Source organism: Nonomuraea sp. CX421 (assembly GCF_059358955.1).
The window spans coordinates 144,588-157,227 of the sequence record NZ_JCADBK010000013.1; the positions used below are offsets into that span (position 1 = coordinate 144,588).

The following is a 12,640-nucleotide window of genomic DNA, read 5'->3' on the forward strand; positions in this document are numbered from 1 at the left end:
CCGCCCGCCGGGAGTCGGTCGAGGCATTCGTCCTACGGCCGGGCGGGCAGGCGCAGCTCGGCGAACACGCCCCGGTGGTCGGTGCCCGGCACGTCCAGGATCTCGGCCCGGGCCACTCCGGCCCGGCGGTCGGCCAGGACGTGGTCGATGGTGATGAGCGGCGGCATCCACCGGCCGTTGGGCCAGGTCGGCACCAGCCCCTTGCCGACCTGTTCGGCGGCGTCGTGGTAGCCCCGGTCGAGCAGGTCGCGCAGGGCGCGGTGGTCGAGGCTGGCGTTGAAGTCGCCGGCCAGCACCCGCACCACCTCGTCGGAGGCGGGCGGAAGGGCCTCCATCGCGGCGTACCAGTCGGTGGTCATCCGGCCGAGCGGCGGGTTGGGGTGGACGGCGACGATCTGGGCGGTCATCCCGTCCGGCAGGCTGACCGTGGCCGCCGGCATGTTGTGCCCGATCGGGGTGAACAGCCCGTCGAGCGCGGTCAGCGGGTGTCTGGCGTACAACCCGCTCCCGGTGGCGCCGAAGTCGGCCTGCAGCACCCGGTGCGGCATCAGCGTGCCGAGCCCGGCGGCGTCGAGCGCCGCCACCTGGCGGTGGGTGAGCTCCAGCGCGCTGAACACGTCGGGGTCGTACGCGCGGACCAGGTCCACCACGCTCGCCGGATCGGCCCGCCCGAAAAGGTTGATCGTCAGCACCCGCAGCGGGGTCCCCTCCGCAGCGGCCGGCCCGGCGAACGCCCTTGGGGCGACGGTGGCCGTGAAGGCCACGCAGGCGGCCAGGGCCAGGCAGGCGGCGGGCCGGTTGCGGGCCACCAGCAGCAGCGCCGTCAGCGCCGACACCACCACCGCGAGCGGCGTCAGCGTCATCAGCTGCGTGACGAACGACCCCTGCTCCAGCCCGGTCAGCCGGACGACCGCCCACAGAGCGAGGAACGTGGCGAACGTCCAGGACGGCCAGCGGCGCCCGTGCCGCTTCGGCCGCGCCCGGCCGCCTTCGTCCTTCGCCGCCCGCGCACGTCGCGTGCCGGCCATGATGCTCACCCGCGTTGCCCCGCCCTCGCTTGATCCGCGCTTCCCGATCGACCCTAGACGGCTCGCGGGGAAGATGAGTCCGCCCGCTCGGGCCTTGGCCGTGCCCTCCCCGTTGAGCTGCGCGAACGCCCGCGGACTTCCTGGCAAACCTCTCAGCTTCGGCGGGGCCGCCGGGCCCGTTAGGGTGCTGGCATGCCTACCGCACTGATCACCGGCGCCACCTCCGGCATCGGAGCCGCCTTCGCCCGCCGCCTGGCCGCCGACGGGTTCGACCTCGTCCTGGTGGCTCGTGACGAGACCAGGCTGGCCGAGACCGCCGACCGGCTCAAGCTCAGGTACGGCACGGCCGCCCAGACCCTCGTCGCCGACCTCGCCACCGAGGAGGGGCTGACCCGGGTCGAGGCGCGGCTGCGCGACCGGATCGACCTGCTGGTCAACAACGCGGGGTTCGGCCACCCCGAGTCGTTCCCCGGCGTGCCGGTCGAGGACGAGGTCCGCATGCTGAAGGTGCACTGTGAGGCCGTGCTGCGGCTGACCCTGGCCGTCCTGCCCGGCATGAGGGAGCGCGACCGGGGCGCGGTGATCAACGTCGCGTCCGTGGCCGCCTTCTTCACCCGTGGCACCTACAGCGCGTCCAAGGCGTGGGTGGTCAACTTCAGCGAGTCGGCCGCGGCGGAGCTCGGAAACCCGCGCATCAGGATCATGGCGCTGTGCCCGGGGTTCGTACGGACCGAGTTCCACCAGCGGGCCTCGATGGACATGTCGGCGATGCCGTCCTTCATGTGGCTGGACGCCGACAAGGTGGCCGCCGAGGCCATGCGCGACCTCGCGCTGGGCAGGCGCGTGTCGGTGCCCGGCCTGCTCTACAAGACGGTGGTGGCCGCCGGCCGGTTCGTGCCGCGCGGGCTCGTGGGCAGGGTCTCCGCGCGGATCGGCCGCTGACCGGCACCCGGCAGCCGAAGGTCTCGGGACAAAAGGTCTCCGGGCAGGCGCCTGGCGGGCAAGGTCTCCGGGCAAAAGGGCGGGCCCCGCCGCGGGAGGGGGTCGCGACAGGGCCCTGACGGCCCGAATGTGCTCGGGCCGGGCGTGGGGGAGCGCGGTCAGGCGCTCGTGTTGGCCTCGTGGCCGATGGCCAGGCCCGAGGTCGGGTCGAAGAAGTGCAGGTTGTGCGTGTCGAGGACCAGGTCGATGTGCTGGCCGGGACGCACGTGGCTGCGGGCGTTGACGCGGGCGGTCCAGAGCGACTTGTCGCCCACGAGCGGCAGCGTGGCCTCCTCGTCGTCACCCGTGTCGGCGGCGGCGACGGTGTCCTTGTGCTCGACGGGCGGGGCGTCGATCAGGAACAGCACGTTGATCTCGGAGCCCAGCTCCTCGGTGACCTCGGCCTTGACGGGAAGGGTGGCCCAGCCGTTGGCGTGGCTGCCGGCCGAACCGGCGTCCTCGAAGTCGGACGGGCGGATGCCGAGAATGACCTTCTTGCCGATGTACCTGTCGAGGCCCGGCTTGTCGGCGAAGGTGGAGTCGGGGATCGACAGCTTGATGCCGGCGAAGGTCACGGCGGCACCGCCGTCGCGGACCAGCTCGGCCGTGACGAAGTTCATCGACGGCGAGCCCATGAACCCGGCGACGAACAGGTTGACCGGCTTGTCGAACAGGTTCTGCGGGGTGTCGACCTGCTGGAGCAGGCCGTCGCGCAGGACGCAGACGCGGTCGCCCAGCGTCATGGCCTCGACCTGGTCGTGGGTGACGTAGACGGTCGTGACGCCGAGGCGCTCGTGCAGCGTGTTGAGCGAGGCGCGCATGGAGACGCGGAGCTTGGCGTCGAGGTTGGACAGCGGCTCGTCCATGAGGAACGCCTGCGGCTCGCGGACGATGGCGCGGCCCATCGCGACACGCTGGCGCTGACCGCCGGACAGGGCGGCCGGCTTGCGCTTGAGGTAGGTGTCGAGGCCCAGCATCTTGGCGGCCTCGTTGACCCGCTTCTGGATCTCCGGCTTGGGCATCTTGCGAAGCTTGAGGCCGAAGGCGAGGTTCTCCTCGACCGTCATGTGCGGGTAGAGCGCGTAGTTCTGGAAGACCATCGCGATGTCGCGGTCCTTGGGGGGCAGGTGGTTGACCACCTTGTCGCCGATCGCGATCTCGCCGCCGCTGATGTCCTCCAGCCCGGCGATCATGCGGAGCGCGGTGGACTTCCCGCAACCCGAGGGGCCCACCAGCACCATGAACTCGCCATCCTTGATCTCAAGGTTGAGCCCGTTCACGGCCTTCGCGCCACCGGCGTAGATCTTGTCGACATTCGTCAGAACGATGGAAGCCATGTCAGTCCTTCGCGCTCTCCAGGGCGGTGGCCCGGATGTTGTGCGGGGGTGCACTTTTGTGGATACGTTTTCAAGCATCTCACCGTGAATCACCCCTTGGTGTCAATACCCCTTACAGACAAGGGCTTTCTCGGCTCGCGGGGTTCCGGAAGCAGTGGAACCATGATGGAATCGTTTCCATGGATGCCAAGCGAGCGACCATCAAGGACGTGGCGAAAGCGGCCGGTGTCGGAGTCGCCACCGTGTCCAGGGTGCTGTCCGGCGGCTCGGCCAGCCCGCGGACCAGGGAGCGCGTGCTGGCCGTCGCGGCGCAGCTCGACTACCGCCCGAGCGCGCTCGGCCGCAACCTGCGCCAGCGCCGCACGGGCGGCATCGGCCTGCTCGTGCCCGACCTGACCGACTCCTTCTTCGGCCGGTTGGCCGAGGGTGTGCTGGCCTGCGCGCGCTCGGCCGGCGAGCCGGTCGTGGTCGGTTCCACGGGCGACGACCCCGAGCAGGAGGCCGAGCTGATCGGCATGCTGCTGGAGCAGAGCGTCGACCGGCTGATCGCGGTGCCCTCGGGCGACGCCGACGCGTGGGGCCCGGCGGTCAAGGCGGGGATGACCGTGGTCTTCGCCGACCGGCTGCCCTCGGAGGCGCCGGGCGAGGACGACGACAGCGCCGCCACCGCCGACCTCATGCTGCTCGACGGCCTCGCGCCCGCTCCGGTGGCCCGCTCCGCCGACCTGCCCGCCGTGCTCGCCGACGATCGGGCCGGCATCCGTACGGCGGTGCGCTATCTCAGCGGGCTCGGCCACCGGCGCATCGCGTTCCTCGGTGGCCCCGGCCACGACCGCAGGGTGGCGGCCTTCCGCGAGGCGGTGGGCTCGCCGGTGGACGAGGAGCTCGTGGTGTTCGCGACCGGCAGCCGCGACTCGGCCTACGCGGCCGCCTCGGGCCTGTTCCAGAGCCGCCCCGACCTGACGGCCGTGCTCGCCGCGGGCAACGTGCTCGGCGAGGCGGCCGTGCTCGCCGCCCGCGAGCTCGACCTGCGGGTGCCGCGTGACGTGTCGCTGGTGATGTACGACGACGTCCCGTGGGCGGAGCTGTGCGCGCCGCCGCTCACGGTGATCGCCCAGCCCGCGCGCGACATCGGCTACCGGGCGGCCGAGCTGGTGCTGCGCTCGGGGAGCCGCCGGCCGCGCGGCGTCGTGCTGCCGACGGAGCTCATCGTGCGCGGCAGCTGCGGCCCCCGGCGCTGACCCGCGGGAGGTTACAGGACTTTCTCGATGGCCGCGACGACGGCCGGGTCCTCGGGCGTGGTGGTCGGGCGGAACCGGGCGACGACGGCGCCGTCCCGGTCGAGGAGGAACTTCTCGAAGTTCCACTGGACGTCGCCGGCCTGGCCGTCGGCGTCGGGGGTCTCGGTCAGGCCGGCGTAGAGCGGGTGCCGGTCGGGGCCGTTGACGTCGGACTTCGCGAGCAGCGGGAAGTCGGCGCCGTAGGTGGTCGAGCAGAACTCCTGGATCTCCTCGGCCGAGCCGGGCTCCTGGCCCATGAACTGGTTGCAGGGCACGCCGACGACGGCGAAGCCGCGCGGGCCGTACTCCTGGTGGAGCTTGACCAGGCCGCTGTACTGCGGCGTGAGGCCGCACTTGGAGGCCACGTTCACGATCAGGACGGCCTGCGGGCCGACCAGCTCGCCGAGCGTGGTGGGGGCATCCGCGAGGGTGCGGACCGGGATGTCACGAAGGCTCATGATCCGACCCTACAGAACGGGCCGCCCCCAATTTTGTGATGCTTTACACATTTTCCAGACATAGGCCCTGAACAGGGATATATCGAGATCTTCAGCAACGATTTCTTTTTTCATGGTCAATTAGCGACAAACAGCGTAAGTCCGGCAGGGTGGCGCGGTCCCCGAACCCGTTCGAGAGGGAACCCGCATGCCGATGCTCCGCCGTACCTCCGCTCTGCTCCTGTCCGCCACGCTGGTGGCGACAGGCGGGGCGACGGCCGCACAGGCGCAGACCTCCCAGGCGAGCAACCGGAACAAGATCATCGCCAAGCCCATGGCGGCCAAGCGCGGCTGGACGAAAGGCCAGTTCGCCTGCCTGGTCAAGCTCTGGTCGAGGGAGAGTGGCTGGAACCACCGCGCCGGCAACCGCTCCGGCGCCTACGGCATCCCGCAGGCGCTGCCCGGCCACAAGATGGCCACGTCGGGCCGTGACTGGCGCACCAACCCGCGAACCCAGATCGCCTGGGGCCTCGGTTACATCAAGAAGAGGTACGGGACGCCGTGTCGCGCGTGGGGTCATTTCCAATCCCACCGCTGGTACTGATCCAAACTCCAGGCGCGTCCCCGTTTCCCGCAAAGCCGCGGCTTGCCCGCCGCCGGGCCGTGCCACGGTGGTCCAGCGAGACGGCCACGAGTGCCGAACGATCAGGCAAATACCTGTCCGCCGCGTGTCACAGTGTGTGACCGATGGCCACGGAGCGTAATAGAAACCCGCTAGAGGACACGTCGCGGAGCCCTCCGGGCCGCCCAGCGAGATCGGGCGGTTCCAGGATTCCGGAGCGGCCGCGCGGACCCTCCACGTCCGAGCCACGGACGCGGACCGGCAGGGCGCCCGGACAGCCGGGCGCCCGTTCGCACGCGACCCGACAGCGAGGATCGCAATGGACAGCACACACGCTCTGCGCGGCGCACTCGTCGTGATGGCGACGGTCACCGCGTTCGGCGGGACAGTGACGACGGCCCAGGCCGAACCCGAACTCCATCTCCATACCGTGACGACGGGCCGGGCCGAGTCCGAGCCCCACATCCATGAGGGACTCTGGAAGGCCCCCGTCGTCAAGCAGCGCGTCTGGCGGACCACCGCCGTGCCCGCGGTCGTTCCAAGGCGGCCGCTGAGCAGAAACAAGAAGATCGCCCTGGACCACGTCGTCCAGAGGTCCTGGTCCTACCGGCAGTTCCGTTGCCTCGACAATCTGTGGACCAGGGAGAGCGGCTGGAACCACCGCGCACAGAACTCGTCATCGGGCGCCTACGGCATTCCGCAGGCCCTCCCCGCCGGCAAGATGCAAGGGGCGGGCAGCGACTGGCGCTCGAATCCGGAGACCCAGATCCGCTGGGGCCTGACCTACATCAAGGGAAGGTACGGCCGCCCCTGCGGCGCCTGGGGGCACTTCAGGTCGCACAACTGGTACTGACGGCAGCCGCACAGGGGAAGGTGCGGCTGCCCGGACGGAGGGCATCCGGGCTCACCGGGTGCCCTCCCTCCTCTGCGGATGCACGGCGATGGCCTGGATCAGCAGCTCCACCCCGAACTCGTACTCGGCCTCGTGGTCGCAGCTGCGCAGCAGCGACGACAGGGCGCTCACCTCAGGGAACAGCGTGGCGTCGACCTTCTCGACCGGGTGCCGGTGGTCCGGCGCGAACGTGGGCGTCACCCCGACCTCACGCAGCAGCGACCCCACGATGAAGGCGATGAACATCCGCAGCACCCGGACCGCGTGCACCCCGTCGAACCCGGCGCTGCGCAGTGTGGCCAGTGCCCGCTCGACCGGCAGCAGCCCGGCGGTCGAGTGCAGCTGGCGGGTGACGACCAGCATGGTGGAGCGGGGATGGCCGTGGGCGATCTGCCGGAACGCGCGCGCCTGCATCCGCACCCTGTCGGTCCAGTGGGCGTCGGGGTCGTCGGTGAACTCGATCTCGCTCAGCACGGTCTCGGCGACGCCGTCGAGCAGCGCGTCCTTGTTGGGCACGTGGTTGTAGAGCGACATCACGCCGAAGCCCAGCTCGGCCGCGATGCGCCGCATGGACACCGCGTCGGCCCCCTCGCGCTCGATGAGGTCGATCGCCGCCGCGATGATGCGCGCCCTGGACAGGGGCTCCGTGGCCAATGAAACTCCTCGGGCGCGAAGAACGTGATCCGCGGCGGGATGATTGCCGCCGCCTCCTGGAGTATAAGAGCGCCCCGTGGGGCCGCGGCCGACCTATTGACGCGTGTACGGCGTACGTGCAAGCCTCGAAGCGACGTACGGTGTACGTAACCCCCCTGCGGAGGTCAGATGTCGACGCACGATCTCTACACGATCCCCGCCGAACTCTCCACCTGGGACGTGGAGATGGCCGGCACCAGCAAGTTCACCTGGGAGTACGACGACGGCCGGGATCGCATGCTCGCCTTGTACCAGAAGGGCAAGGACAAGCAGTGGGACTCCACCAAGCGCATCGACTGGGACCTCGAGGTCGATCCGTACAACGTGCTCGGCATCTCCGACCAGACGATCGCCATCTATGACACGCCCCTGTGGCACAAGCTGAGCGAGCAGCAGCGCAAGGACGTCCGGTTGCACGGCGCCTCCTGGCAGTTCTCCCAGTTCCTGCACGGCGAGCAGGGGGCGATGATCTGCTCGGCCAAGATCGTGGAGTCGGTGCCCGACCTCGACTCGAAGTTCTACGCCGCCACCCAGACCATGGACGAGGCCAGGCACGCCGAGACCTACGCCCGTTTCCTGCAGGACAAGGTGGGTCTGGCCTACCCCATCAATCAGCACCTCAAGGCGCTGCTGGACTCCACGCTCAGCGACTCGCGCTGGGACATGCCCTATCTCGGCATGCAGGTGCTGATCGAGGGGCTGGCGCTGGCCGCGTTCGGCGTGATGCGCGACATCACCACCCAGCCGCTGCCGAAGCAGATCCTCGCCTACGTCATGCAGGACGAGGCCCGGCACGTCGCGTTCGGGCGGATGGCGCTGCGCGACTACTACAAGAACCTGTCGGAGACCGAGCTGCGTGAGCGTGAGGACTTCGTCATCGAGGGCTGCTACCTGATGCGCGACCGGCTGCGCGGCGCGGAGAGCTGGGAGCACCTGAACCTGTCGAAGCAGGAGCACGAGGACGTCATGCTGGCCACGGAGAACTCCGACTACCTCCGCCTGTTCCGCTCACTGCTGTTCAGCCGCATCGTTCCGTGCGTCAAGGACATTGGTCTGTGGAGCCCGCGCCTGCAGCAGGCGTACGCGGACATGGGCGTGCTGGAGATGGCGGGACAGTCGCTCGACGCGCTGATGAAGCAGGACGAGGACATCGCGGACCGGCTCGACGAGGCCCGGTTCGCCGAGGAGGAGGCCGAGCGGCACGAGGAGGTCGCGGACACGATCTCTCTCGGCGCCTCCTAGCCGCGCGGGTCAGACGAGGTCGTCCTGCGGGGCGGCGGCCTCGGCGGCGATCCGGCGGCGCGTCCGCCGGCGCCGCATCCCGAGGAGGATCGCCGTGCCGAGCAGGACCGGCAGCCCGGTCAGCGTGAGCACCAGCGCCGGGGGCGAGTCCAGCGAGGCGGCCAGCCCCCAGCCCCCGGCCGCGGCCGGGAAGGTGAGCGTGCCGTCGGCCGTGCGCTCGACCCGGCCGCTGCGCAGCGTGAGAGTGAACTTCCACGGCCCGTCCGGCAGGTCCTCGCCCAGCATCGCCGAGACGTTGGCGCGGTCGCCGGGCGCCAGGGTCGTGCCGCGGTCGACCGGGAACGGGCCCGCGCTGAGCTCGCTCGGGCCGTCGGAGAGCGTGATCAGCCCCTCGACGTCGATGGCGCGCTCGCCGGTGTTGGCCACCTCGGTCACGATCTGCGGGTGGCCGTCCTCGGTCCGGTGGGGGACGATGTCACCGATCTCGAAGTCGGTGGGCGGCTCGCCTCCCGGTCCGACGTCGAGCAGCGTGCGGATGCCGATGCGGTTGACCAGCGCGACGTTCTTGTCCTGGGTCGCGGGCCCGGACGACACCTGCGCCCAGATGACGGCGTAGCGCTCTCCCTTGCTGGCCCACTCCGGCACGGTGATGGTGGCCTTCACCGTCTCGCTGCTGTGCGGCTTCACGACGATCTCGGGCCGGTTGAGTGAGACCCACGAGGTGAGCTCGTTGGTGACGCCGGCCGGCTCGAAGGTGAAGCGGCCCTTGCTGATGCCGGCGGCGCCCGCGTAGACCTGCGCGCGCACGGGTTTCGGCGAGGTGCTGGTGACCTCGACGCGCCTGGTGAAGGTGGTGCCGGGGTTGACGTGGTCGACGATGTAGTTGCGGGCCCGGGGGTCGTCGACCCGGCTGGCGGGGATCTCGACCAGCCTGATGCCGATGGTGCCGTTCTCCGGTCGCTCCGGACCGTCGGCGAGGGCGGCGGGGGCGGTGGCGAGCCCTTGGAGGAGGAGGGCGAGCAGCGTCGCGGACGCCGCTCGCCGGATGCGCGGGTCAGGCAACGGAGTGGTTCACCGTTCCGGTGTAGGTGCCGGCCACCGCCTGGGCGGGGACGTCGACTTCGATGGTCGGAGCCCAGGAGGCCGAGTTGTTGCCGGAGCCCGAGACCTTGCTGAACGCGGTGCGCGGGTTGTTCAGCGACTGCCGGGAAGCCGCGTTGGGCTGACCGGGCACGAACGCGGCGGCGGGGGCGCCGGAGATGCTCGTGGCGGGGCCGGACCAGTAGAAGACGCTGCTGGCCGGCACCGTCTCGGCCGGCGTGCCGCCGCCGGTGGTGAAACTCGTGGCCGAGACCGTCGCGGTCCAGGTGGCCGAGAGCGCGGCCCGCGTGTCGTCCACGGTGACCGTGCCGATCGGGCCGCTGATCAGGCCGCCGGGAGCGGCGCCCCCGATGCTGACCGGGCCGTTGGGCACGGTGATCGTCAGCCCGTCACCGGAGGAGACGGCGAAGGTCACCGTCGTCGGGCAGGTGGTGGACTGCGGGCAGATGTCGGCGCCGGCCGGCATGGCCACCGCCACGGCCGCCAGTGCCACGGCGACCCCTATTCCTCCGGTAACGAAACGGCTCATCAGCACTGCCGATCCCCTCATTGAGCTCCGGCCTGGTCATGGCCGCCCGTATGTGATCACATCCTGCTCCTGTGGTGCTGATCGGAAACCGTGACCTCCCGCATCTGACAACTCCTTTGTCATGATCTGGTGCTCCTTGGCGATCAGGCGAGCGCGCACGATGGTGGCAGACCAGCCTTATGTCCGGCTTTCGCCGTATTGCGCCGTGGGCGGCGTGAACAGCGTCTTATCCCACCGTGTAGGTGAACCATTACTTTCCGGCTTGCCGGTGAATTTACTTTCCACGAAGGAGATTCGAGAAAGCCGCGTCCGTGACCGCCTCTAAGCTGCCATCGGCTTTCACCCGTGCCATCGAGGGAAAACGCGTTGATTCTGGAGAGGTTCCGAGGGGCGTCATTGAGGAGGGCGGTGCGGACCACCCGGTCGCTGATCGCGTCGACGGCCCTGGTGGCCGCGCTGGGTGCGCACCCCGCTCACGCTTCCGCCTCGCGAGCCGGCTCGACCGTGCCGGCCACGTCACCGGGCCAATCGCTGACGATCACCGTTCCCACCCTGGTCCTGTTCGGCGCCCGCGTCCCGGGCACCGTCTTCAACGGCAACCTGGGCACGGTGACCGTGGTCGACGCCCGGCCGGGCAACCGCAGCTGGACGGCGACCGTCGCGTCCACGAACTTCACCACGGGCAGCGGCACCGGGCCGCAGACCATCTCCAGGGACAACGTCTCCTACTGGTCCGGCCCGACCACCGCGCAGACCGGCGGCGGCACCCGTCTTCCCGGGCAGCTCACGGCCGCGCAGCGGGTGTCCCTGTCGGCATCGAGGACGGCGTTCCGGGCGAGCAAGCCGCAGGGCACCTCCACCACGAGCTGGCGGCCGACGCTCGTCATCACGATCCCGTCCTCGGCGGTCACCGGCTCCTACACGGGCGTCATTACCCACTCGGTCGCCTGACCGCCGCCTGACCGCCGCCTGTCCGTCGCCTTTGTGCCGTCAGTGCCGCCGCCGGCGGCGTTTCCGGCAATGCCCGAAACGCGGGGCCTCTTGTGGATTTTCCATCGCCACCGGCAGCGGCCCGGGAATTGGCGGAGTTGTTACGCACCACGAAGTCAGGCCCTCGGGACGAGCGACCGCGGCGCGAGATATTTGGACGGCTGGGCCGGGCCGCCGCGAAAACTCAGGACCGGGCTCTGTGTGAAATTCGAGGGCGCATATCCGGATTTTCCGCACAGCTGTCCGATGGTGATTCCGTGAAACGGCTCGAACCACCCAGTCGCAACCCGCGTTCTTTCTCGTGGAAGGATGTCATGAGTCACCGCTCTCGATTTCTGCTCTACCCGCTCACGGCGATCGCCGTGGTGCTCGCGGCGGGCCTGCCCGTGTCGGCGTCCGCTCCGGAGCCCACCCCGGAGCCGGCGCCACAGGCCGTGGCCTCGTCGCTCCCTTCGTCGGTCACGCCCCCGTGGGTGAGGTTGTGCCGGAAGCTCAAGCAGCAGCGGCGCCACCGGCACATCCGGTGCCACAACCCGCGCGCCAGGGACCACCGGGTCCCGCTCCGGGCGGCGGCCGCACGGACGCCCACGCTCAGCGAGCTGACCATCCCGACCAACCCCGCGACGCCCGTCGGCATCGTCACCGGACCCGACGGCAACGTGTGGTTCACCGAGGCCTACGGCAACAAGATCGGCCGCGTCACCACTGGCGGCCTGTTCACCGAGTTCTCGCTGCCCAACGAGGAGTCCATGCCCACGGGCCTGACCGTCGGCCCGGACGGAGCGCTGTGGTTCACCGAGTCGATCGGCAACCGGATCGGGCGCATCACCACATCCGGCACGATCACCGAGTACACGATCCCGACCGCCGCCTCCTATCCCTGGGGGATCACCGCCGGCCCCGACGGAGCGCTGTGGTTCACCGAGTCGGACGGTAACAAGATCGGGAGGATCACCACCTCGGGGACGTTCACCGAGTACGCCCTGCCCACGTCCACCGTCTATCCGATGGAGATCACCACGGGCCCGGACGGCGCCCTGTGGTTCGCCCAGGCGCTCGGGGGCGGCATCACGCGCGTCACCACGTCGGGCGTCTTCACCGAGTACAACTCCCCGACGACGGGCTCGATGCCCATCGGCATCACCTCGGGCCCGGACGGCAACCTGTGGTACACCGACGGCAACGGAGCCGTCGGCAAGGTCACCACGTCGGGCGTCTTCACCGAGTACCCACTCAGCAACGCGAACGCCTTCCCCTGGGGCATCACCGTGGGCCCGGACGATGACCTCTGGTTCGTGGAACAGGTGACCGGGAAGGTCGCCACCGTCTCCACCTCCGGGACCATCACCGAGTACGCGCTCCCAGACGCGTTCTCCGGGCCGTTCCACATCACCACCGGGCCCGATGACAAGATCTGGTTCACCGAGGACTACATCGACAAGCTCGGCATCCTGACGCTCTGACGCCCGGGGCCGGTGGTCGCGCCCCGGAAACGGCGCGGCCGCCGG

The 12,640-nt window shown here is 70.1% G+C and carries 13 protein-coding genes; 7 read left to right on the plus strand and 6 right to left on the minus strand.

From position 1 onward, the window contains the following. Positions 1 to 32 precede the first annotated feature (32 nt). A complete protein-coding gene (locus AC5L3X_RS23515; protein ID WP_494859615.1) occupies positions 33 to 1,028 on the minus strand; it encodes an endonuclease/exonuclease/phosphatase family protein in 996 nt (331 codons plus the stop codon). Between the two features lie 192 nt (positions 1,029 to 1,220). On the opposite strand from AC5L3X_RS23515, the gene AC5L3X_RS23520 reads away from it, so the two are divergent. Continuing rightward, positions 1,221 to 1,970, plus strand: coding sequence for an SDR family NAD(P)-dependent oxidoreductase (locus AC5L3X_RS23520; RefSeq protein ID WP_494859616.1), 750 nt, complete (start codon positions 1,221 to 1,223; stop codon positions 1,968 to 1,970). A gap of 158 nt (positions 1,971 to 2,128) precedes the next feature. On the opposite strand, the gene AC5L3X_RS23525 is transcribed toward AC5L3X_RS23520, so the two are convergent. Next, positions 2,129 to 3,346, minus strand: a complete 1,218-nt coding sequence (locus AC5L3X_RS23525) for an ABC transporter ATP-binding protein (RefSeq protein ID WP_494859617.1) — start codon at positions 3,344 to 3,346, stop codon at positions 2,129 to 2,131. Positions 3,347 to 3,525: 179 nt separating this feature from the next. On the opposite strand from AC5L3X_RS23525, the gene AC5L3X_RS23530 reads away from it, so the two are divergent. Next, positions 3,526 to 4,587: a LacI family DNA-binding transcriptional regulator gene (locus tag AC5L3X_RS23530; RefSeq protein WP_494859618.1), complete on the plus strand. Its 1,062-nt coding sequence runs from the start codon at positions 3,526 to 3,528 to the stop codon at positions 4,585 to 4,587. A gap of 11 nt (positions 4,588 to 4,598) precedes the next feature. Here the strand turns inward: AC5L3X_RS23530 and AC5L3X_RS23535 are convergent, their stop codons facing one another. Beyond that, positions 4,599 to 5,084 (minus strand): glutathione peroxidase, encoded by a 486-nt coding sequence (locus tag AC5L3X_RS23535; RefSeq protein WP_494859619.1) that lies wholly within the window; start codon positions 5,082 to 5,084, stop codon positions 4,599 to 4,601. 187 nt (positions 5,085 to 5,271) lie between these two features. Here AC5L3X_RS23535 and AC5L3X_RS23540 point away from each other — a divergent pair, with 187 nt between their 5' ends. Both AC5L3X_RS23540 and AC5L3X_RS23545 read left to right on the plus strand, forming a co-directional pair. Next, positions 5,272 to 5,667 (plus strand): aggregation-promoting factor C-terminal-like domain-containing protein, encoded by a 396-nt coding sequence (locus AC5L3X_RS23540; RefSeq protein WP_494859620.1) that lies wholly within the window; start codon positions 5,272 to 5,274, stop codon positions 5,665 to 5,667. 337 nt (positions 5,668 to 6,004) lie between these two features. Continuing rightward, a complete protein-coding gene (locus AC5L3X_RS23545; RefSeq protein ID WP_494859622.1) occupies positions 6,005 to 6,538 on the plus strand; it encodes an aggregation-promoting factor C-terminal-like domain-containing protein in 534 nt (177 codons plus the stop codon). 51 nt (positions 6,539 to 6,589) lie between these two features. Here AC5L3X_RS23545 and AC5L3X_RS23550 read toward each other — a convergent pair whose 3' ends face one another. After that, complete coding sequence (locus AC5L3X_RS23550) at positions 6,590 to 7,231, minus strand: TetR/AcrR family transcriptional regulator (protein WP_494859623.1); 642 nt, start codon at positions 7,229 to 7,231, stop codon at positions 6,590 to 6,592. A 168-nt stretch (positions 7,232 to 7,399) separates the two neighbouring features. Between AC5L3X_RS23550 and AC5L3X_RS23555 the strand changes: the two genes are divergently transcribed. Continuing rightward, the gene (locus AC5L3X_RS23555; protein ID WP_494859625.1) at positions 7,400 to 8,512 is read left to right on the plus strand and encodes a ferritin-like domain-containing protein; all 1,113 of its coding nucleotides are present in this window, start codon (positions 7,400 to 7,402) and stop codon (positions 8,510 to 8,512) included. A gap of 9 nt (positions 8,513 to 8,521) precedes the next feature. On the opposite strand, the gene AC5L3X_RS23560 is transcribed toward AC5L3X_RS23555, so the two are convergent. After that, positions 8,522 to 9,574, minus strand: coding sequence for a hypothetical protein (locus AC5L3X_RS23560; RefSeq protein ID WP_494859627.1), 1,053 nt, complete (start codon positions 9,572 to 9,574; stop codon positions 8,522 to 8,524). After that, complete coding sequence (locus tag AC5L3X_RS23565) at positions 9,567 to 10,142, minus strand: hypothetical protein (protein ID WP_189126421.1); 576 nt, start codon at positions 10,140 to 10,142, stop codon at positions 9,567 to 9,569. Before AC5L3X_RS23565 ends, AC5L3X_RS23560 begins: the two co-directional genes overlap by 8 nt. Before the next feature lie 408 nt (positions 10,143 to 10,550). Here AC5L3X_RS23565 and AC5L3X_RS23570 point away from each other — a divergent pair, with 408 nt between their 5' ends. Beyond that, the gene (locus AC5L3X_RS23570; RefSeq protein WP_494859629.1) at positions 10,551 to 11,093 is read left to right on the plus strand and encodes a hypothetical protein; all 543 of its coding nucleotides are present in this window, start codon (positions 10,551 to 10,553) and stop codon (positions 11,091 to 11,093) included. Between the two features lie 353 nt (positions 11,094 to 11,446). Continuing rightward, a complete protein-coding gene (locus tag AC5L3X_RS23575) occupies positions 11,447 to 12,595 on the plus strand; it encodes a Vgb family protein (RefSeq protein WP_494859630.1) in 1,149 nt (382 codons plus the stop codon). Positions 12,596 to 12,640: the final 45 nt, after the last annotated feature.